General features: G+C 66.2%; 16 protein-coding genes. 9 read left to right on the top strand and 7 right to left on the bottom strand.

What is annotated here, in order from left to right:
* Nucleotides 1–10: 10 nt before the first annotated feature.
* From cobS to AC07O0_RS20695, 4 genes are all read right to left on the bottom strand, one after another.
* Nucleotides 11–1,003 (bottom strand): cobaltochelatase subunit CobS, encoded by a 993-nt coding sequence (gene cobS / locus AC07O0_RS20710; RefSeq protein ID WP_494625574.1) that lies wholly within the window; start codon nucleotides 1,001–1,003, stop codon nucleotides 11–13.
* 157 nt (nucleotides 1,004–1,160) lie between these two features.
* Nucleotides 1,161–2,300, bottom strand: coding sequence for a glycosyltransferase family protein (locus AC07O0_RS20705; protein ID WP_494625573.1), 1,140 nt, complete (start codon nucleotides 2,298–2,300; stop codon nucleotides 1,161–1,163).
* Entirely contained in the window at nucleotides 2,297–3,568 is a 1,272-nt protein-coding gene (locus tag AC07O0_RS20700; RefSeq protein WP_494625572.1) for a glycosyltransferase, read from the bottom strand. The genes AC07O0_RS20705 and AC07O0_RS20700 overlap by 4 nt, the downstream gene beginning before the upstream one ends.
* Complete coding sequence (locus AC07O0_RS20695) at nucleotides 3,565–4,230, bottom strand: class I SAM-dependent methyltransferase (RefSeq protein WP_494625571.1); 666 nt, start codon at nucleotides 4,228–4,230, stop codon at nucleotides 3,565–3,567. The genes AC07O0_RS20700 and AC07O0_RS20695 overlap by 4 nt, the downstream gene beginning before the upstream one ends.
* An 18-nt stretch (nucleotides 4,231–4,248) precedes the next feature.
* On the opposite strand from AC07O0_RS20695, the gene AC07O0_RS20690 reads away from it, so the two are divergent.
* Nucleotides 4,249–4,860: a hypothetical protein gene (locus AC07O0_RS20690; protein WP_494625570.1), complete on the top strand. Its 612-nt coding sequence runs from the start codon at nucleotides 4,249–4,251 to the stop codon at nucleotides 4,858–4,860.
* A 3-nt stretch (nucleotides 4,861–4,863) separates the two neighbouring features.
* On the opposite strand, the gene AC07O0_RS20685 is transcribed toward AC07O0_RS20690, so the two are convergent.
* The 3 genes from AC07O0_RS20685 to AC07O0_RS20675 are packed head-to-tail and all read right to left on the bottom strand — an operon-like array spanning nucleotide 4,864 to nucleotide 9,822.
* The gene (locus AC07O0_RS20685) at nucleotides 4,864–6,582 is read right to left on the bottom strand and encodes an adenylate/guanylate cyclase domain-containing protein (protein WP_494625569.1); all 1,719 of its coding nucleotides are present in this window, start codon (nucleotides 6,580–6,582) and stop codon (nucleotides 4,864–4,866) included.
* Nucleotides 6,583–6,637: 55 nt separating this feature from the next.
* On the bottom strand, nucleotides 6,638–7,087 hold the full coding sequence (locus tag AC07O0_RS20680) for a cyclic nucleotide-binding domain-containing protein (protein WP_494625568.1): 450 nt from the start codon (nucleotides 7,085–7,087) through the stop codon (nucleotides 6,638–6,640).
* Entirely contained in the window at nucleotides 7,084–9,822 is a 2,739-nt protein-coding gene (locus AC07O0_RS20675; protein WP_494625567.1) for an ABC transporter transmembrane domain-containing protein, read from the bottom strand. The genes AC07O0_RS20680 and AC07O0_RS20675 overlap by 4 nt, the downstream gene beginning before the upstream one ends.
* Before the next feature lie 309 nt (nucleotides 9,823–10,131).
* Here AC07O0_RS20675 and AC07O0_RS20670 point away from each other — a divergent pair, with 309 nt between their 5' ends.
* The 8 genes from AC07O0_RS20670 (at nucleotide 10,132) to AC07O0_RS20635 (ending at nucleotide 20,768) form a co-directional block, all read left to right on the top strand.
* A complete protein-coding gene (locus AC07O0_RS20670) occupies nucleotides 10,132–12,015 on the top strand; it encodes an ABC transporter ATP-binding protein (RefSeq protein ID WP_494625566.1) in 1,884 nt (627 codons plus the stop codon).
* On the top strand, nucleotides 12,015–13,928 hold the full coding sequence (locus AC07O0_RS20665; protein WP_494625565.1) for an ABC transporter substrate-binding protein: 1,914 nt from the start codon (nucleotides 12,015–12,017) through the stop codon (nucleotides 13,926–13,928). Before AC07O0_RS20670 ends, AC07O0_RS20665 begins: the two co-directional genes overlap by 1 nt.
* Before the next feature lie 5 nt (nucleotides 13,929–13,933).
* The gene (locus AC07O0_RS20660) at nucleotides 13,934–14,932 is read left to right on the top strand and encodes an ABC transporter permease (protein ID WP_494625862.1); all 999 of its coding nucleotides are present in this window, start codon (nucleotides 13,934–13,936) and stop codon (nucleotides 14,930–14,932) included.
* On the top strand, nucleotides 14,929–16,107 hold the full coding sequence (locus AC07O0_RS20655; RefSeq protein ID WP_494625564.1) for an ABC transporter permease: 1,179 nt from the start codon (nucleotides 14,929–14,931) through the stop codon (nucleotides 16,105–16,107). Before AC07O0_RS20660 ends, AC07O0_RS20655 begins: the two co-directional genes overlap by 4 nt.
* A 24-nt stretch (nucleotides 16,108–16,131) precedes the next feature.
* Nucleotides 16,132–17,271: a glycosyltransferase family 4 protein gene (locus AC07O0_RS20650; protein ID WP_494625563.1), complete on the top strand. Its 1,140-nt coding sequence runs from the start codon at nucleotides 16,132–16,134 to the stop codon at nucleotides 17,269–17,271.
* Entirely contained in the window at nucleotides 17,268–18,059 is a 792-nt protein-coding gene (locus tag AC07O0_RS20645) for a polysaccharide deacetylase family protein (protein WP_494625562.1), read from the top strand. Before AC07O0_RS20650 ends, AC07O0_RS20645 begins: the two co-directional genes overlap by 4 nt.
* 93 nt (nucleotides 18,060–18,152) lie before the next feature.
* Nucleotides 18,153–19,433: a glycosyltransferase family protein gene (locus AC07O0_RS20640; RefSeq protein WP_494625561.1), complete on the top strand. Its 1,281-nt coding sequence runs from the start codon at nucleotides 18,153–18,155 to the stop codon at nucleotides 19,431–19,433.
* 99 nt (nucleotides 19,434–19,532) lie between these two features.
* Nucleotides 19,533–20,768 (top strand): metal-dependent hydrolase family protein, encoded by a 1,236-nt coding sequence (locus tag AC07O0_RS20635; protein ID WP_494625560.1) that lies wholly within the window; start codon nucleotides 19,533–19,535, stop codon nucleotides 20,766–20,768.
* Nucleotides 20,769–20,778 lie beyond the last annotated feature (10 nt).

The raw sequence follows: 20,778 nt of genomic DNA, 5'->3' as shown, positions 1-20,778 counted from the left end.
GGACCATGCTTCAGCTCAGAACGACGTTGACCGCGCTCTCCGGCAGCTCCTTGCCGAAGGAGCGCTGGAAGAACTCCGCCACCAGCGTGCGCTCCATCTCGTCGCACTTGTTGAGGAAGGTGACGCGGAAGGCGAAGCCGACATCGCCGCCGAAGATCGCCGCGTTCTCGGCCCAGGTGATGACCGTACGCGGGCTCATCACGGTCGAGAGGTCGCCGTTCATGAAGGCGTTGCGGGTGAGATCAGCGACGCGGACCATCTTGTTGACGATGTCCTTGCCCTCCGGCGAAGCCTGATAGTGCTTCGACTTGGCGAGCACGATCGCGACCTCGTTGTCATGCGGCAGGTAGTTCAGCGTGGTGACGATCGACCAGCGGTCCATCTGGCCCTGGTTGATCTGCTGGGTGCCGTGATAGAGGCCCGAGGTGTCGCCGAGGCCGACCGTGTTGGCGGTGGCGAACAGCCGGAAGGCAGCGTGCGGGCGGATGACGCGCTTCTGGTCGAGCAGCGTCAGCTTGCCGGACTGCTCGAGCACGCGCTGGATCACGAACATCACATCCGGGCGGCCGGCATCGTACTCGTCGAAGACCAGCGCGATGTTGTTCTGCAGCGCCCAGGGCAGGATGCCGTCCTGGAACTCGGTGATCTGCTTGCCTTCCTTCAGCACGATCGCGTCCTTGCCGACGAGGTCGAGACGCGAGACGTGGCTGTCGAGGTTGACGCGGACGCAGGGCCAGTTCAGCCGGGCCGCGACCTGCTCGATATGGGTCGACTTGCCGGTGCCGTGATAGCCCGAGATCATCACGCGGCGGTTATGGGCGAAGCCGGCGAGGATCGCGATCGTGGTGTCGCGATCGAAACGGTAGTCGGCGTCGAAGTCGGGAACATGCGCCTCGGGCTTGGAATAGGCCGGCACCTCCATGTCGGACTCGATGCCGAAGACCTGACGCACGGACAACTTCATGTCCGGCATTCCGGGGGCGGAGGCAGTCGTCGTTGTCATCGTTCTTCTCCGGGCGCAGGACAGGGGCCGGCAGAAGATCCGGTGTCCTGGAGCCGACCGAAAGGGAGGCGTGTGGAACTTCCTTAGATCGAAAGCGGCGGAGCGGCAATTCGCAAGAGGCATGCCGACCCTTCGCCGGCATGCATTCGCGCACGGCTCACGCGCCGTTCGCGAGTAACTTCGCAATCGCCGCGACGGTACCCGTCGCCCCGTCGAGATCGACCTTTGCAGCCTGCGGAGCATCTTGCGCTAGCGCCGTTTCGATATCGGCAGCGAGCGCCTGCGGCCCCTCGGCAAGCTTCACAACGCGCACCAACCCGGCCCGTTCCAGCGCCATAGCGCGCAAGGCCTGCTCGGTTTCGTTCCCCGCGTCGAAGGGAGCGAGCAGCGCCGGCCGCCCGGCCTGCAACAGGTCGAGCACGGTGTTGTAGCCAGCCTGGCTGATCGACAGCCCGCAGGTGGCGAGCAGTAACGGGAAATCCGGCCGCGCCCGTTCCACCCTGGCATTGGTCGGAGCTGATTGTCGCAGCCGGTCGAAATCGACCTCCGCGACGCCACGGCCGACCAGCAGATGAAAGGGCCGCTGCGGTAGCAGCTGTGCCGCCGCAAGCGCGGTCTCGAACAGCGGCAATGCTGCAGCCGAGCCGCCACCGGAGACGAGGATTGTGTCCTGCAGGCCTGCCGGAGACCCCGGCAAGGCGGGCGGCTCCGCCAGATAGCCTGTATAAACCAGCTTACGTGCGATCTCCGGCGTCACCGGCCAGGAGGCTTCAAGCGGCAGGACGCTGGGGTCGCCATGCACCAGTACCGCATCGAAGAGCGTCGCGAGCCGCTCGGCGGCCTCGGCGAGCGGCTCCAGCCGCTGCGGCGCGACCAGCACGTCGCGGATCGAGGCGAGCGCGAGTGCGTCCGGCTTGGCCGCTTTCGCAGCCGCGATCAGTGCCAGGAACTCCCCAGCGAGCTGGCGCCGGCCGAACGGGAAATGCTCGGTGATGACGATATCGGGCGAAAGCTCGCATGCGAGCGCCACCAGTTGCTCACGGCGCGCGGCCAGCCGCTCCGGCGTCGCGGCCTTTCCGTGTTCGTCGAGCAGATTGCGGAAATCGGTTCCTTCGGTGCGCACCGGCGGCAATTGCACGAAGCGATAGCCCGCCGCCGCCTTGCCGTCCGGCATGCCGCCACTGGCGAGTGTGACTTCATATCCAGCTCCGGCCAGCGCCCGCGCCAGCTGCCGCGCCCGCACCAGATGGCCGATCCCTAGCAGATGCGTGACCGCAATCAGGATGCGCGCACTCATGGCGCGCCGCTATCCTCGCCGGCGACCGCCGCCAGCAGCGCCCTGTGAACCCGCTCCAGCCCGGCCTGCGCCGAGAATTCGGTCCTCAACCTGTCGAAGGCGGCTGCGCCCAGCTTTGCGCGCAACCGTGGATCGCGAGTAAGCCCATCCAGTGCCTTGGCCAGCGCCGTGACGTCCCCGGGCCGCAGCAGCAGCCCCTCGCGGCCATGCTGCACGAATTCCGGAATGCCGGCGAAATCGGTCGCGACGATCGGCAAGGCCTGGCTCGCCGCCTCCATCACCACATTGGGCAGGCCGTCGCGATCGCCATTCTCGGCCTGCTTCGAGGGCAGGACGAAGAGATCGGCCTCGCGCAGCGCCGCGATCACTGCGTCCTGCGCCTGCGCGCCGCGCCAGTCGATCCGGGCTGCGAGCCCGAGCTTTTCGGCCTGCACCTTCAATACGGGGAGCAGCTCGCCACCCCCGATATGGGTAAGGCGCCAGTTCAGCTCCGCCGGCAGGATCGCCAGCGCCGCGAGCAGATCGTCGAAACCCTTCTTCGCCACCGCCCGCCCGATGGTGATGAAGCGCACCGGCTCGGCCGGGTCGGAGCCGTCGCGCGGCATGCGTGCCTCGGGCGGTGCCGGAAAGCGCGCCAGATCGAGCCCGTGATAGAGCAGCGCAACCTTGTCCGGCCGATCGGCGAGACGCATGAGCTCGGCATGGCCGTCGCGGGTGCAGGTCACGCCCCAGCGCGCCTCGGTGATCTTCTCGCGCTTTTCCCAGTCCGGCGTCGTCCAGATGTCCTTGGCATGGGCGGAGAACGACCAGGAGAGGCCCCTGCTCAGCGCGGCATAACGGATCACCGAGGCCGGCGTGTGCAGGTAGTGGACATGAAGATGGCGGGTCCCGGCCGGCAGTTCACGCGCCATCACGCAGGCCTGGCCGAAGCGGCGCAGGCGGTTGCGCGTGCGGTCGCGAGCGAAGTCGCGCAGGAACGCGCCGAACAGCCTGATGATGCTCGGCCGGGTGAATGCACTCGCGATCCCGCGCAGCACCCGCGGCCAGTCATCGTGCAGATATTCCGGCAGATAGTGCAGCGGCGCGGTGATCTCGCGATGCATCATGTGCCGCGCCCCGTCGGTCGGATGGCGCAGCGACCAGATCGCGAAGGATAGGCCGAGTTTCTGCAGGCCGAGCAGTTCCTGGGCGATGAAGGTCTCCGACAGGCGCGGATAGCCCTTCATCGCGATAGCGACCGCCGGCCCGGCGGGCTCACCCGTGTTCATCTGCGGCCGATCAGCATGAAGCGGGTGTAATTCCTGGTCGGCAGCGCGCCGGCGAACCACAATTCCGACAGCCCGACCTGGGCTTTGAAGGCGTCGAGCGAAGGCACGCAACTGCGGTGGTCCGGCTCGCGGAAATAGTCGTTCGACTGCAGCAGCAGCGGCAGCCCTGCAGGCAGCCCCGCGATCCAGCCCGGCACGTCGTCGAGATGCTCGCAACTGGTGTTGACCACCAACCCAGGCCGTCCGCCTTCGGCCCGCTCGAAGTCGAGCTCCATCATGTCGGCCGTCACCGCGCGGAAACGGCCCGAGGCGAGATGGCGGTGATTAAGGATCTCGGCGACAGGCGCGCAGTCCGGATCGATGTCGAGGCTCACCACGCGCGGGATCGCGAGACGCTCGTCAGCGAGCAGCATCGCGCCGAGCACGCCATGCCAGGCTCCGAGCACCCAGACCGGTCCGTCCGGCTTCGGCAATACCTGGGCGAGCGTCTCGACCAGCCAGCGCTTGGAGGCGATCTGCTTGGGATTGAAGGAAATCGACAGATCGGCCGGCGCCCCCTTGCCGACGAGCCGGGCGAGATCGGCGACGATCGCGTTCCCGGTCAGGGCTGCGACCCCGCGCAGGATATCGTAGAGAGCGTCGGCGGGCAGCGCGCTGGACATGCGGAAAAAGGCTGAAGGATGAAGACCCAGGATCAGGCGGAACGCGGCGGACCATATGCACTGTCATCGGCAAAGGCCAGTGCAGCCGAGCCCAACGCTCTGCTGCCGCATCTGGCCTCCCCGGCTGCGGCGCTGCGCCAGGTCTTGGCCGCTCATCTCCTGCTGCGCTGCAATCACATCATCGAGATCGGTGGGGCCGGTCTGCCGATCACCGGCTACATCACACATCGGCCCGTCTCGGTCACCGTCGTGGATCCGAAGATCGCCCCCCTCGTCGGCGAAAGCTTGAACGACGCGCCATGTCAGGTGCGGCATGTCCGGGCCAAGCTGCAGCAGCTCGACCTCGAAGCACCGCCATCGCCGTTCGGCCTGGTGCTGCTCGGCCTGTCGCTCAAGCCATTCGGCAATGACGAGGCGATCGACGCAAGGCTGCTGGCGCTCGTCCAGGCCGCAGACGTCCTGATCCTGGAACATGCTCACAGCCTCGAGCGGGTGCGCGGCCAGGTGCCGGCGCTGCTGGCAGCCCGCCGGGATAAGCCGGCGATCGACCTCGACCTGACCATCAACGATGCTGCGCTGGTGCAGGCTGGCTATGAGCGCCGGCGTTTCCTCGCCTTCGGTGCGTTCTGACGCTCAGACCGGCTTTTCGTCGACTACGACCGTCGGTGCGCCGCGACTATCGTCACGCAACTCGTCAGCCCGCGGATCGCCGGCCGGCGTGCTGCCGAAGCCATAGACCTGCATCGGCTTGTCGCGGCCCTTGACCGCGATCTTGTGCGGGACCGTGTCGCGATAGCTTCGGCCCGTCGCGCTCACCGTCTCGGCGGAGACGACGATGTCGGACAAAAGGCGCCGCGTCGCCGCTTCGAGCTGGCTCGCGATCATCACCGTCTCGCCCACGGTGATCTCGCGCCGCCCCATGCTCTCGTTCTCCACCGCGCCGACGATCGCCTGGCCGCCATGGATGCCGATGCCGATGCGCAGCGGCAGGGGCAATGAATTCGAGTACTCCCGGTTGAGGGCTTCGACCGCCCGCACCATGTCGCCGGCCGCCGCGATCGCCGCTGCGCCTGCCCGGGCCGGCGTCGTCTCCAGCCCGAACACCGCCATCAATCCGTCGCCATAGATCGCCTCGATCCGCCCGCCATGCGCCGCGATCGCCTGGGACATCTCGTCATAGAACCGGTTGAGCAGGTTCATCAGCTCATGTGGCAATTGCCGCTCGGAGAGCGCGGTGAAGGCTCTGAGATCGGCGACCATCACCGTCAGGCCCTTCTTGCCGATCCGGTCGTCGGGATCGAGGGCACCGCTCGGTCCGGCTCCCCGCTGCTTGGCGGCGAGCAGGATCTGGACCTGGAGGTCGCGCTTCGGCCTGATCTGGCAGGCCAGCCGGACATGATCGCCGGCCGAGATCCGGCGCAGCAGCCGCGCCTCGTTCGGGCCGGGCGGCGGCAGGTCATCGGCGCCGTCGAGCACCAGCACCCGGCAGGTGGCGCAGCGCGCCCGTCCCCCGCAGAGCGCGGCATGGGGAATGCCGAAGCGGCGGAATATCTCGAGCAGGGTCGGGCCCGGGACGACCCTTCGCACGCCATGGCCGACGAAACGCACGGCGATCGCACCGAGCGCCCGCGCCCTGAGCTCACGCAGCACGACGAAGCCGGCGAAGCCGCCGATCAGGCCGAAGAAGGCGCGCTTGGCCCAGGTCACGTAGTGATTGAAGGTGTCGATCTGCACCGCCGTATAAAGCTCGGGCGGCAGCGCCATCATCTGCGCCTCGCGCCCCGCCACCGAGAAGCCGATCAGCGCGAGCAGCGGGATCAAGATCGCCACCAGCAGGAACGGGTCGCGCCAGCGCGCATAGGCGTCGCGCGCCCGGAAGGTGAAATGCAGGCCGATCACGCCATGCGTCCAGACCAGCAGCAGCAGCAGGCTCTGCGACAGGGCAAGATTAGGCCAGAGCCGGCGCAGCACGGCGTGATAGCTCTCGTCCTGGCCGAACAGCACGCCCTGCACCCTGGTGCTGACGATGTGGTCGATCAGCAGGAGCGGGATCGCGACGCCGAGGATGATCTGGATCACTTCACGGCCAGGCATGCGGAAGGTGCGCCGCTGCGCCACGCGCAGCAGGGCAAAGATAGGGTGCACGATCAACGAGCCGTAGAGCGCGACCGTGCCGATCCAGCTGTGCCAGAACCAGTAGCGCCAGTCTTGCACCGCCTCCATCGTCGCGACGCCGAAGATGCCGAGCGCGTGGTTGAGGAAATGCGTGGTCGCGAAGACCATCAGGATGCAGCCCGAGGCGAAGCGCACGTCGCGGCTCCAGGACGACATCTGGTCGAAGCCGGAGCTCACAGGCCTGCCTCCCGCTGGCGTGCTCGGAACCACTGTCATCGGCGCACCCGGCGCTTCAATGTGTCTTCTCGCCATGCAGGACGGAATCCGCCAGCCGGTAGAGTCGACCAGCCAGATCTCGTGCCAGGGCGACGGAGAACTCCGGAATATTGTCGAGCAGCTCGAAGAAGAGCGTCCGCGGCAGCCGTAGCGCCACCACGTCGGTCTTTGCCGAGAACCGTGCGGCGTAAGTCTGATTGCAGAGGAGCGGCACATCGCCGATCAGGCTGCCGGTCGCGATCCGAAAGGTTTTCTGCCTCCCGTCGGAGAACTCATGCGAGAGCTCGACCTCTCCCTCAAGCACGCAATAGACCTCTTCGGGCTTGTCGCCCTCTTCGGTGATGATCGTCCCGGCCGGAAAATAGAGCCGTTCGCCCATCAGTGCGAGCAGCTTCAGCCGCGGCCCCGGCAATCCGCGGAACAGAGGGACCGACTTCAGGCAGCTGATATCGTTCTCGAGCGTCATGTCCTTGCCTCGATCGGCATCGCGCCAGTGGAAGGCGGCGCCTCGTCCTGCTCCTCATCCGCCTCGTCGATCGCGGCGCCCGCGCCGTTCATCCTGGCCACGGCTCCATTGAAAACGATCTTCTGTCGGATATCGGCAGCCAGCCCCTGATCGGTCAAGAGCAGGAACAACGTCCGGTCACGACAATAGTTGCCGATACGGCGGATCAGGCCACCAGGATCGGGGCAGGTGACGACGAAAGCGTCGAGATCGAGCACCAGAATGTCGGGCCGCTTGATCAGGGTCTGCGCGAGCGGCACCATCAGGCGCAGCCGCAGCGGCAGAAGCCGGCCACGCAATCCGACATCGGTATTCAGCCCGAGACGATAGGCGGCCGAGTCGAGGCCGGCGCGCGACAACGCCGCCCGGGCGATTTCCGCCACCTTGCGTCCGGCGTCCGGAATGCCGAAACCGATGCGTCCGAACAGCAGATTATCGCGCACGCTCGCGCCGTGAATGACGTCGGCCGGATCGTAGAATTCGATCTCGTCGGCCTTCTCGCCCGGCAGATAGGTCTTGAAGCTGTGGCGAGCACGGAGCACGCGCCGCCGCAAGGCGATGTCGAGCAAATTGAGTCGGTGCTTGGGCTCGATATAGCCGAGCGCGAGCGCGATCAGCTCGCGCTGTACGGTCGGATCGAGCGGGCTGCGCCGGTCGTGCCGCCGCAGCGCCTCGGCGAGCTCTCCGAGCTTCTCCAGATCGATCTCGCCACCGAAAGCATAGCGCTCGAACAGCGTATGGCCCTGCGGCAGGCCGGCGAAGATCTCGACCAGTGTCGCAGCGATGCGTCCGCCGATCTCGGCCAGCGGCTCCTCCAGCGCCTCTGCCTGCAACACCGAGCGGGCGTAAGGATCCTCGAGCAGGAACTCGGCGGGCTGGCGGCCATTGCGCATGGCGCCGAAGACGAGGTTCTCCGCGATCGTCGCATTGGCGTTGTAGCGATCGAGATCGAAGACCTCGATCAGCCCGCCGAGCTTGCTCTTGGCGAGCTCGGCCGCGACCACCTCGCGCGCCTCGATGATGCGCCCGGCCGCACCTTCCGGCAGGGGCGCGATCACCTTGGCGTCGAGGCCGAGCTCATAGACCTCGTCGGCGCAGCCGAGCGTCTCGAGCACCATCAGCACCCGCTGCTCGAGCGCCTCCTCGTCCTCGAGGCCCGCCCCCTTGTAGTCGTGCCAGTCCGCCGTGAAGGGCAGTGGCGTATTGCCCGCCCGCAATGCCTCGATGAAACGGCGATGCTCCTCCTGATCGACGACCTCGTCCGGCTTGATCACCGGGCGCTTGCGTTTCAACGGGAGCAGGATGTTGTCGCGCAGGCTGCCGTTGATGATCTCGATGTCCGGGCCGGCATAGCCGATGAGGTAGCTCGCGCGCTCGACGCTGATCGCATCCAGCGGCTCACCGTCGATCAGCACGCGGCCGGTATAGCTCATCGTCTGCCGCCCGAGGATGCGGCCGAGCGTATCGCGCCCGCCGCCTGCCGGCCCGATCAGCGCGATTTCGCCCGGCCGCCGCAAGGTCAGGGTCAGCGGCGTCAGCAGCGGCTGGCCGCGATTGTCGATCATCTCGACCTTGTCGACCCGGATCTCGCCCGCCTGCGGCAGCGGCGCAATTTCGCTCTCCTCCTCCAGCCGCAGCGCCTCGCTCGGGCTGAACTGCTGGATCACCTGCTCGTATTTGATCGTGACGTCGTTGCGCTGCTGGTCCCAGTCGATCAGCTCCTTGATCGGTGGCGGCAGGTCGCGATAGGCGGCGATCACGGCCACCAGCTGGCCGATGTCGAGCCGGCCCTGCAGCGCGAAGAAGCCGCCGATCGCGTAGAAGAAGAAGGGCGTGATCTGCGCCAGCAGATTGTTCAGGAACTTGACCGCGAATTTGCGCTTGTAGAGCGCATAGCGGATGTCGAACAGCGTCCCCAGGCGCCCGGCGATGTCGGACTGGATGTAGGATGTCGCGCCGTGGCCCTGGATGGTCGGCCCGGCATCGACGATCTCGCCGATCCGCCCGGCGAGCTGGCGCGAGGCGATCTGACGCTCGCGGCCGAGCCTGAGCTGTTCCTTGCGCAGGATCGGGATGATCACTGCCTGGATCAGCACGATGATCAGCGCGATCGAGCCGAGCCAGACGCTCTGCATCATGATGAAGGCGAGCGCGGTCAGCGCCTGGCTGAGCAGGAAGGCCGGCTGGATGAAGGCGTCGCCGACGAAGCCACCGATCGGCTCGACCTCGTCCTTGATCATGCTCGCGACCTCGGCCGGCTTGACCGAGCGGATCTCTTCCGGCCGGAACCGCATCAGCTGGCTGAACAGGTCGTAGCGCATGCGCCTGAGCATGCGCTCGCCCAGCACGCCCTTCTGCACGTTGACGACGTATTTGAAGGCGCCGTTGATCAGCACGAGCGCAAGGAAATAGAAGCTCAGCGTCAGCAGGAGCCCGAGCTGATTGACCTTGACGCCCTCGAAGAGCTGGACGCTGCCGCCGCCGAGGAACTCCGGCCAATGCAGCGCCCAGTCGAACACCGTCGCCGTCGTCTTGCCGTCCTTGAAGGCGCCACCCTGGATCGCATCGTTGACGATGCGCTTGGGGACTTCGAAGGAAGCCCAGTTGAACGGGATCGAGACGAGGATCACGAGCAGAACGATGATCTGCTCCCGGCGGCTCTTCTGCCAGACGTAACGGAAGAGGCTTCTCTCCAAGGGCTTTCCCATCCCGTGCCCGGAAGAGTGGGAACCCCGCCGGCTTGCCCCCATATGTGGTCAGTTCACGACGCGGCGCAACATGCCGCGGGACTCGACAAGTCCGGCGATTTCAAGTTCGGTCGCGGTCGGGAGCTCAGCCGCGTTGCAGGATCGTCATCGAGACAGGACAAGGACGGCGGGACAGCAAGCACGAAGGACGATGCCGCGGCCGAAAGGGACCCTGCGGCAACGACAAACCAATCCGGAGATGGTGCGGGCCATGCATCCGGCAAGATGGACACCAGGGGACGACGGCGTCAGCCGCAGATGAACATTCTCGAGATCAACGACCTGCGGATCGGCTTCACCGTTCACGGCTTCGCTCGCGATGTCGTGAAGGGCGTCGACTTCCGGATTCCGGCCGGCAAGACCGTGGCGCTCGTCGGCGAGTCAGGCTCGGGCAAATCGGTGATCTCGCAGGCGATCATGGGCCTGCTGCCGCGCGCCGGCGCCGTCACCGGTGGGAGCATCCTGTTCCACGATCCGCAGGTGAAGGACGGTGTCATCGACATCGCCACCTTGCCCGACGAGGGCAAGGAAATCCGCGACCTGCGCGGCGGGCGCATCGGCATGATCTTCCAGGAGCCGATGTCCTCGCTCTCGCCGGTCCACACGATCGGCAATCAGATCGAGGAGGCGCTGCAGCTGCATCGCCCGATGCCGAAGCCTGAGGCGCGTGAGCTGATCGAGGCGATGCTGAAGCGCGTCGGCTTCAAGGACCCGGCCCGCGCCTATAATTTCTACGCCTTCGAGCTGTCCGGCGGCCTGCGCCAGCGCGCCATGCTCGCGATGGCGCTGATCTGCCAGCCGGCCCTGCTGATCGCCGACGAGCCGACGACGGCGCTCGACGTCACCATCCAGGCCCAGGTACTCGACCTGATGCGCGATCTCCAGGCCGAGATGGGCATGGCGATCCTGCTGATCACCCATGATCTCGGCGTCGTCGCCAACATGGCCGACGAAGTCGTGGTGATCTATCACGGCGAGATCATGGAGAGCGGTCCCGTCGAGGACATCTTCCGTCGCCCGCAGCACCCCTATCTCAAGGCGCTTCTCCAGGCCTCGCCGCATTTCGACATGCAGGAGGGTGAGCGGCTGGTGGCCCTGCGCGAGGCCCGCCCACGCGCTCCCGCCGCACCAAAGCCCGCGTCGGCACCACCGAGCGCCGGGCAGCAGGCACCATTGCTCTCAGTGCGGCATGTCCACAAGACCTACACGACCCATTCGAGCCGCTTCTTCGGCAAGGGCACGACCTCGACCGTCCACGCCGTCGATGATGTCAGCTTCGACATCGAGCGCGGCGAATGCCTCGGGCTGGTCGGCGAGAGCGGCTGCGGCAAGACCACGCTCAGCAAGCTGATCATGCGGGCGTTGACGCCCGATTCCGGCGAGGTCCGCTTCGACGACGGCAAGGACTGCGTCGACCTCCTCTCGCTGCAGGGCGAGGATCTGCGCCGCTTCCGCCCGAAGCTGCAGATGATCTTCCAGGACCCGGTCTCCTCGCTGTCGCCGCGCATGACCGTGATGAACATTCTGCGCGAGCCGCTCGTCATCCACGAGCGCGGCGACGGCGCCGAGCAGAAGGCGCGGGTCAAGGCGCTGATGGACGATGTCGGGCTCGATCAGCGCTTCCTCTCGCGCTATCCGCATTCCTTCTCCGGCGGCCAGCGCCAGCGCATCGGCATCGCGCGGGCGCTCGCGCTCGACCCGGAACTGATCATCTGCGACGAGCCGGTCTCGGCGCTCGACGTCTCCGTCCAGGCGCAGATCCTCAATCTGCTCAAGGACCTGCAGGCCGAGCGCGGCCTGACCTTCCTGTTCATTTCGCATAATCTGGCGGTGGTGAACTACATGGCCGACCGCATCGCGGTGATGGCGAATGGCCGCATCGTCGAGCTCGCGCCGCGCCACACCCTCTTCACCGCCCCGGTCCATCCTTACACCAAGGCGCTGCTGAAATCGGTGCCCTTCGCCGATCTCGACCGCAAACTCGACTTCAAGCTGGCGGCGCCGGGCGGCGCCTCGGATACGCGCCACTGGCCGGCAGGCTTCAAGCCCGATCCCGACGGCGAACCGCTCGCCCATCTTGATCTCGGCGCCGGCCATCTCGTCCTCGCCAAGCCCGGCGCCAATGTCAGGGAGCTCGCCTGATGCGGATCGCGCGCAGGAGCTTCCTCATTGGAGCGGGCGCCACCCTCGTCGCGCCGCGGCTGGGGCTTGCCGGCGTCGAGACCCTGATCGACAGCCCGGCGCTCGCCGACAAGGTCGCTGCCGGCAAATTGCCTGTTCTCGCCGAGCGCCTGCCGAAATCGCCGCGCTTGATCCACATGGCGGCGATGGGCCGCGCACCCGGTCGGCATGGCGGCACCATGCGGATGCTGATGGGCGACCAGCGCGACATCCGCATGATGACGATCTACGGCTACACACGCCTTGTCGTCTACGACGAGAAGCTCGAACTCGCGCCCGACCTGCTGGAGAGCTACGAGGTCGAGCGCGGTCGCGTCTTCACGCTGCGGCTGCGGGCGGGTCATCGCTGGTCCGACGGCCATCCCTTCACCGCCGAGGACTTCCGCTACTGGTGGGAAGACGTCGCCAACAACAAGCGGCTTTCACCGGGCGGTCCGCCGCAGGCGATGCTGATCTCCGGCCAGCCCTGCCGGTTCGAGATCCTCGACGAGCTGACGCTGCGCTACAGCTGGGCGGAGCCGAACCCGGTCTTCCTGCCCGCCCTCGCCGGCGCCCAGCCGCTCTACATCACCATGCCGGCGCATTATCTGAAGCAGTTCCACCAGCGCTATGCCGGCAAGGAGGAGCTGGAGCAGAAGGTCAAGAGCACCCGCGTCAAGGATTGGGGCTCGCTGCACGAGCGCTTCTCGCGCCAGTACCGGCCTGAGAACCCCGACCTGCCGACGCTCGACCCGTGGCGCAACACCACAGCGATCCCAGCCGAGCGATTCACCTTCGTTCGCAACCCTTATTTCCACCGGGTCGACGAGAACGGGCGGCAATTGCCCTATGTCGATGCAGTCACGCTGACGATCGGCAGCTCGGCACTGATCCCCGCCAAGACAGCCGCCGGCGACACCGACCTGCAGGCCCGCTATCTGCGCTTCGAGGACTATACGTTTCTCAAGGGCGCTGCGAAGCGGATGAATTTCGAGGTCCGCTTGTGGAAGCGGGCCGAAGGCGCCTCGTTTGCGCTGATGCCCAATCTCAACGCGATCGACCCGACCTGGCGCGATCTCAACCGCGATCTGCGCTACCGCCGGGCGCTCTCGCTCGCGATCAATCGCCGCGACATCAACCGCGTCATCTTCTTCGGCCTCGCCAAGGAGAGCGGTAACACCGCCTTGCCCGAGAGCCCGCTCTATGATGCGGCGCTGGCGCAGCTCAACATGACGCCGGACCTCGCCGAGGCCAACCGCCTGCTCGACGAGGTCGGCCTCGCCAGGCGTGACGGCGAGGGCATCCGCCATTTCCCGGATGGGCGGCGTCTGGAGTTCACCATCGAGACCGCCGGCGCCTCGACCGAGGAGACCGACATCCTCGATCTGATCAAGCAGGATTTCATCGCGATCGGCATCAAGATCCACCCGCGCTCGAGCCAGCTCGATGTCTTCCGCCGTCGCATCCTCGCCGGCCAGACGATCATGTCCGGCTGGACCGGCATGGACAATGCGCTGGTCGCCGCCGAGATGGAGCCCGACGCGCTCGCCCCGACTTCGCCGGCCCAGTTCAACTGGCCGCGCTGGGGCCAGTATTTCGAGAGCGGCGGCCGCGAGGGCGAGGCGCCCGACCTGCCCGAGGCGAAGGAACTCGTCACGCTCTACAAGGCCTGGCGGCATTCGACGACGCATCAGGAGCGCCGGGAGATCTGGCAGACCATGCTGAAGATCAACGCCGAGCAGCTGTTCACGATCGGCGTGGTCAATGCCACGCTGCAGCCGATCGTGGTCGCCAAGGAGCTGCGCAACCTGCCGGAACACGGGCTCTACAGCTTCGAGCCAGGCGCCTTCTTCGGCCGCTATATGCCCGATACGTTCTGGTTCGAGGGGCAGTAGTCGTGCTGCTGAATTACATCTTCAAGCGCATCCTGGTGATGATCCCGACGCTGTTCGTCACCAGCGTCCTGATCTTCACTGTGATCAACCTGCCCGAGGGCGACTATTTCGAGACGATGGTCGCCGAGATGCAAGCCCAGGGCGAGAAGGCGGACATGAGCCGCGTCGAGTTCCTGAAGAAGGAGTACGGCTTCGACAAGCCGCCGGCCGAACGCTATTTCTGGTGGGTCACCGGCCTGTTGCGCGGCGACATGGGCTATTCCTTCGAATACCAGCTGCCGGTCCGCGACGTCGTCGGCGACCGCCTGCTGCTGACCATGGTGGTCTCCTTCTTCACCATCATCTTCACCTGGATCGTCGCCTTCCCGATCGGCATCTACTCGGCGACGCACCAGTACAGCTGGGGCGACTATGGCCTCACCTTCATCGGCCTGCTTGGTCTCGCCGTGCCGCATTTCCTGCTGGCGCTGATCTTCCTCTACTTCGCCAATGTCTGGTTCGGCACCTCGATCGGCGGCCTGGTCGATCCGCAATATCTCAACCAGCCGATGAGCTGGGCCAAGTTCAAATCGGTGCTGGAGCACCTCTGGATCCCGGTGATCATCATCGGCGCCGGCGGAACGGCGGGCATGATCCGCAAACTGCGCGCCAACCTACTCGACGAGCTGCAGAAACAGTATTACGTCACCGCCCGCGCCAAGGGCCTGCCGCCGGGCAAGGCGCTGCGCAAATACCCGCTGCGCATGGCGCTCAACTTCTTCATCTCGGATATCGGCGACATCCTGCCCTCGATCGTCTCCGGCGCCGAGATCGTCGCGATCGTGCTCTCGCTGCAGACCACCGGACCGCTGCTGATCCGGGCGCTGCAAGGCCAGGACATGTATCTCGCCGGCTCCTTCCTGATGTTCCTGTCCTTCCTGACCGTGATCGGCGTGCTGATCTCCGATATCGCGCTCGCCCTCCTCGATCCACGCATCCGCCTGCAGGGGACGGCGACCAAGTGACGACGCCTCCCGCCCTCCCGGCTTCGGAGCCGCTGCCGCATCGCTGGTCGACTGCGCCATTCGAGCCCTACGCGGTCGAGAAGATGTCGCCCGAGCAGGAACGCGTCTATCTCGCCCCGCAGTGGAAGCTGATGTGGTGGAAGTTCCGCAAGCACAGGCTCGCGGTGATCTCCGGCGTCGTCATCCTGCTGATGTATGCCTCGGCCGCCTTCTGCGAGTTCCTGGCGCCCTATCACTACACGACGCGCAACACCGATTTCATCCGCGCCCCGCGCCAGGAGCTGCACCTCTTCCACGAAGGCAGCTTTGTCGGGCCATTCGTCTACCCGTATGTGCAGCGCCTCAACATGGAGAACCTGAAGCGCGAATACGACGTCGACGAGACCAAGCCGCAGAAGCTCCGATTCTTCTGCCGTGCCGACTCCTACGAGTTCTGGGGCCTCATCCCCGGCAATCTCCACCTGATCTGCCCGCCCGAGGGCGGCACGCTCTATCTGCTCGGCACCGACCGGCTCGGCCGCGACATGTTCTCGCGCATCCTCTATGGCGGGCGGATCTCGCTGACCATCGGCCTGCTCGGCGTCGGCGTCTCCTTCGTGCTCGGCATCATCATCGGCGGCATCGCCGGTTATTATGGCGGCAAGGTGGACCTCATCATCCAGCGCATCATCGAGATCGTGCAGTCGCTGCCGCATATCCCGCTCTGGCTGGCGCTGGGCGCGATCATGCCGCCCTCCTGGAGCCCGCTGCTGGTCTATTTCGGCATCACCGTGATCCTCGGGCTGATGGACTGGACCGGGCTGGCGCGCGCCGTACGCTCGAAGCTCCTGGCGCTGCGCGAGGAGGATTATGTCGTCGCCGCCCAGTTGATGGGCGCCAAGCCGGCCCGCATCATCGGCCTGCATCTCGTACCCGGCTTCATGAGCCATCTCATCGCCGCCGCGACGATCACCATTCCGAAGACCATCCTGGGCGAGACCGCGCTCTCCTTCCTCGGCCTCGGCCTCAGACCCCCGATCACCAGCTGGGGCGTAATGCTGAACGAGGCACAGAACATCAATGTCGTCGCGCTCTATCCCTGGCTGCTCTACCCCTGCATCCCGGTGATCGTCATCATCCTAGCCTTCAACTTCCTCGGCGACGGCCTGCGCGATGCGGCCGACCCTTATCGCTGACGCCTCCTCGCCACCAAGACGCTCGTGAAGATCGCTTTCCATACGCCGCTGAACCGCTATGGCGATGGCGCGCCCTCGGGCGACCGGCTGATGGCGCGCCAACTGGTGACGCTGGTGGAGGAGCTCGGCCACAGCGTCGAGATCGTCCCGGCCGAGCGCAGCTTCATGCGCGAGCCCGATCCGGCACTGCTGGCTGCCCACAAGGATGCGGCACAGGGCGTGATCGCCTCGCTGAGCGAACGCTGGCAGGCGCCAGAGGCCCGGCCCGATCTGTTTTTCACCTATCACTGCCATTATCGCGCTCCGGACCTGATCGGCCCTGCCTTGGCCGAGCACTTCGCCCTGCCCTATCTCCTTGCCGAGGCCAGCGATGCACAGAAGCGCTTCGCTGGTCCCTGGGGTGAGGCGGCGGCTCTCGCCCGCGCCGCCATCCTGCGTGCCGATCTGCACCTGTGCATGACGGCTCGCGACCGCGAGGGCTTGAGCCGGCTCATCACGGAACCGGAGCGCCTGATCGACCTGCCGCCCTTCCTGCTCGGGGTCGAGGAGATCCCCGAGCACTCCGCCGCGCCTCGCGACGGGAACGAGCCGGTTCGGCTGATCGCCGTCGCGATGATGCGCCAGGGCAACAAGGCCGCCTGCTACCTCTTCCTGGCCCGCACGCTCGCGCGCATCATCGACCTGCCGTGGACCCTGACCCTGATCGGCGATGGGCCGCAACGTCCTGCCATCGAGGCGGCTTTCGCCGACTTCCCGGCTGGCCGCGTCCATTTCCTCGGGCGATGCGACCGCGCCACGATCCTCGCCGAGCTCACCATGCACGATCTCTTCGTCTGGCCCGGCCTGAACGAGGCCTATGGCGTGGTCTATCTCGAAGCGCAGGCCACCGGGCTTGCCGTTGCGGCGTTGGATAGTGGCGGCGTGCCCGCCGTTGTCGCACGCGACCGCTCCGCTTTGCTCTCTCCCCACGGCGACGAAGCTGCACTGGCCGCGGCGATTGGGCGATTGATCGGCGATGCCGAACTACGCGCTCGCATGGGCGCGGCTGCCCGGCGCCTCGCCCGCGAGGAACGCAACGGCGAAGGTGCCCGCCTGATCCTCGCCGCAGCGCTGGATGCCGCAATCGCCCGGCATGAGCACAAGATGTCTGGGGCCGCGAGATGACCGAGGATGCGGCCTGGTCCACGCTGCTTGCCGAGCTCGACCGCTGGGGCGCCGCTGGCAAGCGTGTCGCGCTCTGGCTGCGCGACGATGACGCGACCGCGCCCAGCGACCAGCTCGACCGGCTCGCCGCCCTCGCCGAGCGCTTCGCGATTCCGGTGCTGCTGGCCTCGATTCCAATGCTGACGCAGGAGGCTCTGGCAAGACGGATCGAGACCGCGCCATTGCTGCGCCCCTGCCTGCATGGCGTCTGGCATCGCAATCACGCCCCGCCCAGTGAGAAGAAGAGCGAGTTCGGCCTGCACCGGCCGCTTCCGGATATCCTCGCCGAAATCGCCGCTGGCCGGCAGCGCCTTCGGGAGCTGTTCGGCGACGCCTTCCTTCCAGCCTTCGTGCCGCCATGGAACCGCATCCACCCAGACATCGCAGCCGAGCTGCCCGGCCTCGGCTTCGCCGGCCTGTCCTGCTTCCGCAATTTCGCGCTCGGCCCTGCCGGCGGCCCCCGCCTCGTCAACACCGATCTCGACCTGATCGACTGGCATGGCGGTCGCGTCGGCAGGCAGCCCGCCGACCTCCTGGCCGAGATGGCTGGATTGCTCGCGGATCGCCGGGCGAAGCCCGCACCAAGCCAGCCTTTCGGCCTGCTGCTGCACCATCACGATCATGACAGCACCACGTGGAGCTTCCTCACGAATCTGCTGGCGCAGCTGTCCGGTCATGCAGCCGTCGCATTCTCCGGTCCCGATGCGTTCTTCGGCGCGGCAACCGACTTGGCAATGGACTTGGATTGACGCGCCGGCAGCGCTATGGTTTTGGCCAGTTCGGGTGCGTTCTTGCGTCCCCCGGAGGCCATCTGACCTTCAAGCAGAGGACGCGACGGACGCATGGGGCTCAGTCTGATCGACGATAGCGGGGTGCGCCGCCCGCCATGCAGCCCGCATGCACCGCGCGTCCTGATCTATAGCCACGACACCTTCGGTCTCGGCCATATCCGCCGCTGCCGGGCGATCGCCAATTCACTCGTCGCGAGCTACCCTCATATATCAGTGATCATCGTCTCCGGCTCGTCGATGATCTCGAGTTTCCAGTTCGGCGACGGCGTCGACTATGTCCGCATTCCCGGCATCGAGAAGCAGAGCGACGGCCGTTATCTGCCGCACCATCTCAATCTCGAACTCGGCGACACGATCCGCCTGCGCACCGACCTGATCAAGCAGACGGTGCTGTCCTTCGATCCGGATATCGTCATCGTCGACAAGGAGCCGATCGGCCTGCGCGGCGAGCTCATCCCCTCGCTCGAAATCCTGCGCCGGCGCGGCGCCCGCATCGTGCTGGGTGTGCGCGACGTGCTCGACGAGCCGACCAAGCTGCATGACGAATGGCGTCAGAGCGGCGCGCTCGACGCGCTCGCAAACATCTACGACGACATCTTCGTCTACGGGCTGGAGAGCGTTTATCGGCCGCTCGACGGTTTGCCGAACCAGCATCTCTTTGCGAACAAGATCAGCTATACCGGTTATCTCAAGCGGGCCGTGCCCTCGCCGATGCCGCCAAACCGGCATCCGCGCATCACCAAGGGTCCGTTCATCCTGGTGACGCCTGGTGGCGGCGGCGACGGCGCCGGCGTGATCGACTGGGTGATCTCGGCCTATGAGGCCGATCCGACCATCGAGTTGCCAGCGCTGATCGTCTTCGGTCCGTTCATGTCGCGCGAGAAGCGCAAGGAGTTCACCGACCGCATCGCCAAGCTGCCCAAGCTGGAGAGCATCGGCTTCGAACCACGCCTCGAACTGCTGATGAACCGCGCCCACTGCGTCGTCGCCATGGGCGGCTACAACACCTTCTGCGAGATCCTCTCTTTCGACAAACCGGCGCTGATCGTGCCGCGCGTCCGGCCGCGCCTGGAGCAGGCGATCCGGGCAGAGCGCGCCGACAGCCTGCGCCTGATCGATGTGCTGTTCGACCCGACCCAGACCGGCGCGAATGCGCGCGATCCGCTGCAGATGGCCAAGGCGCTGCATGCCTTGCCCAAGCGCCTGCCGCCCTCGCAGGCCTTCCTGCCGGACCTGCTCGACGGCCTCCCGGCGATCAACCGCGCGCTCGCCGAGGACCTGTCGCTGCCGGTCCGCGGCCGGGCGCTGGCGCAGAACGCCGCCGCCGGCTGATCGCGAAAGGCGATTTTCGCGATCCATTGCGCGCATGGCGCGATAGACATCATCTGGAGAGCTCGTAATATATCAGGAATAGCGCTGGGAGACGCCGCCATGACGCAGGTCCTGTTCCGCAATTTCGCGATGCTGGAGCCCGATCATGGTGAGCTGCGAAAAGGGCACGAGCTGCTCGTCGAAGGCGAGCTGATCCGCGAGGTCTCCGACAAGCCGATCAAGGCCGACAAGGCTGCTGTGATCGACTGCGGCGGACGCACGCTGATGCCCGGCCTGATCGACAGCCACGTCCATGTCATGCTCTCCGAGGTCTATATCCGCCTGCTCGAGAGCGTGCCGCTGACGCTGGCCACTGCCCGCGCTGCGCGCCTGATGAAGGGCATGATCGACCGCGGCTTCACCTCGGTGCGCGACACCGGCGGTGCCGACTGGGGCATCAAGGAGGCGGTCGAGAAGGGCGATATCGTCGGGCCGCGCCTGTTTATCGCCGGCGCCGCGATCGGCCCGACCGGCGGCCATAGCGACCCGCGCCGGCGCACCGATTTCGGCGCGCGCTGCCATTGCTGCAACGCCATGGCCTTCACAATGAACATCTCCGATGGCGTCTCCTCAGTCATCAAATCGACGCGCGAGCAGATGCGCCTCGGCGCCGACCACATCAAGATCATGATGTCCGGCGGCGTCGCCAGCCCCTACGACCCGCTCGACTCGATGCAGTTCACGGTCGAGGAGGTCACAGCCGCCGTCACTGAGGCCAAGGCCTTCGGCCGCTATGTCTGCGCCCATGCCTATACGCCGGAAGCGATCACCCGGGCCGCGCAATGCGGCGTGCGCGCCATCGAGCACGGCAATCTGATCGACGAGGCCTCGGCCAGGCTGATGGCTGAGAACAACATGTTCCTGACCGCCAACCTCGTTGCCTATTATGCGATGAAGGAGCGCGCCGCCGAGTTCGGCATGAATGCCGAGATGTTGGCCAAGAACGATCTCGTCATCGATGGCGGCCTGAAATCCCTGGAGATCTGCAAGCGCGCCGGCGTGCCGGTCGCCTATGGCTCCGATCTGCTCGGCCAGCTCCAGGCGGACCAGTCGCGCGAATTCCTGCTGCGCCGCGAGGTGCTCTCGCCGATCGAGATCATCCGCTCTGCCACCACGGTCGGCGCACAGCTGCTGCGCATGGAAGGCAAGCTCGGCACGCTGCGTGCAGGGGCTTATGCGGATATCATCCTGGTCGACGGCGATCCGCTGAAGAGCCTGGAGCTGTTCCAGGGTCAGGGCGCGAAGCTGCCTGTGATCATGAAGGGTGGCGTATTCCACAAGAATACGCTGCACTGAGAGCGAACGT

Source organism: Allobosea sp. GW821-FHT10B12, from assembly GCF_059415545.1.
Note: the sequence above shows the minus strand (reverse complement) of the source record. Positions and strands in the feature narration are given on the sequence as shown.

What these genes read in the sequence shown, in the direction of transcription:
- cobS (WP_494625574.1), bottom strand. Translation starts at nt 1,003, where the DNA reads ATGACAACGACGACTGCCTCCGCCCCCGGAATGCCGGACATGAAGTTG.
- AC07O0_RS20705 (WP_494625573.1), bottom strand. Translation starts at nt 2,300, where the DNA reads ATGAGTGCGCGCATCCTGATTGCGGTCACGCATCTGCTAGGGATCGGC.
- AC07O0_RS20700 (WP_494625572.1), bottom strand. Translation starts at nt 3,568, where the DNA reads ATGAACACGGGTGAGCCCGCCGGGCCGGCGGTCGCTATCGCGATGAAG.
- AC07O0_RS20695 (WP_494625571.1), bottom strand. Translation starts at nt 4,230, where the DNA reads ATGTCCAGCGCGCTGCCCGCCGACGCTCTCTACGATATCCTGCGCGGG.
- AC07O0_RS20690 (WP_494625570.1), top strand. Translation starts at nt 4,249, where the DNA reads ATGAAGACCCAGGATCAGGCGGAACGCGGCGGACCATATGCACTGTCA.
- AC07O0_RS20680 (WP_494625568.1), bottom strand. Translation starts at nt 7,087, where the DNA reads ATGACGCTCGAGAACGATATCAGCTGCCTGAAGTCGGTCCCTCTGTTC.
- AC07O0_RS20670 (WP_494625566.1), top strand. Translation starts at nt 10,132, where the DNA reads ATGAACATTCTCGAGATCAACGACCTGCGGATCGGCTTCACCGTTCAC.
- AC07O0_RS20665 (WP_494625565.1), top strand. Translation starts at nt 12,015, where the DNA reads ATGCGGATCGCGCGCAGGAGCTTCCTCATTGGAGCGGGCGCCACCCTC.
- AC07O0_RS20645 (WP_494625562.1), top strand. Translation starts at nt 17,268, where the DNA reads ATGACCGAGGATGCGGCCTGGTCCACGCTGCTTGCCGAGCTCGACCGC.
- AC07O0_RS20640 (WP_494625561.1), top strand. Translation starts at nt 18,153, where the DNA reads ATGGGGCTCAGTCTGATCGACGATAGCGGGGTGCGCCGCCCGCCATGC.
- AC07O0_RS20635 (WP_494625560.1), top strand. Translation starts at nt 19,533, where the DNA reads ATGACGCAGGTCCTGTTCCGCAATTTCGCGATGCTGGAGCCCGATCAT.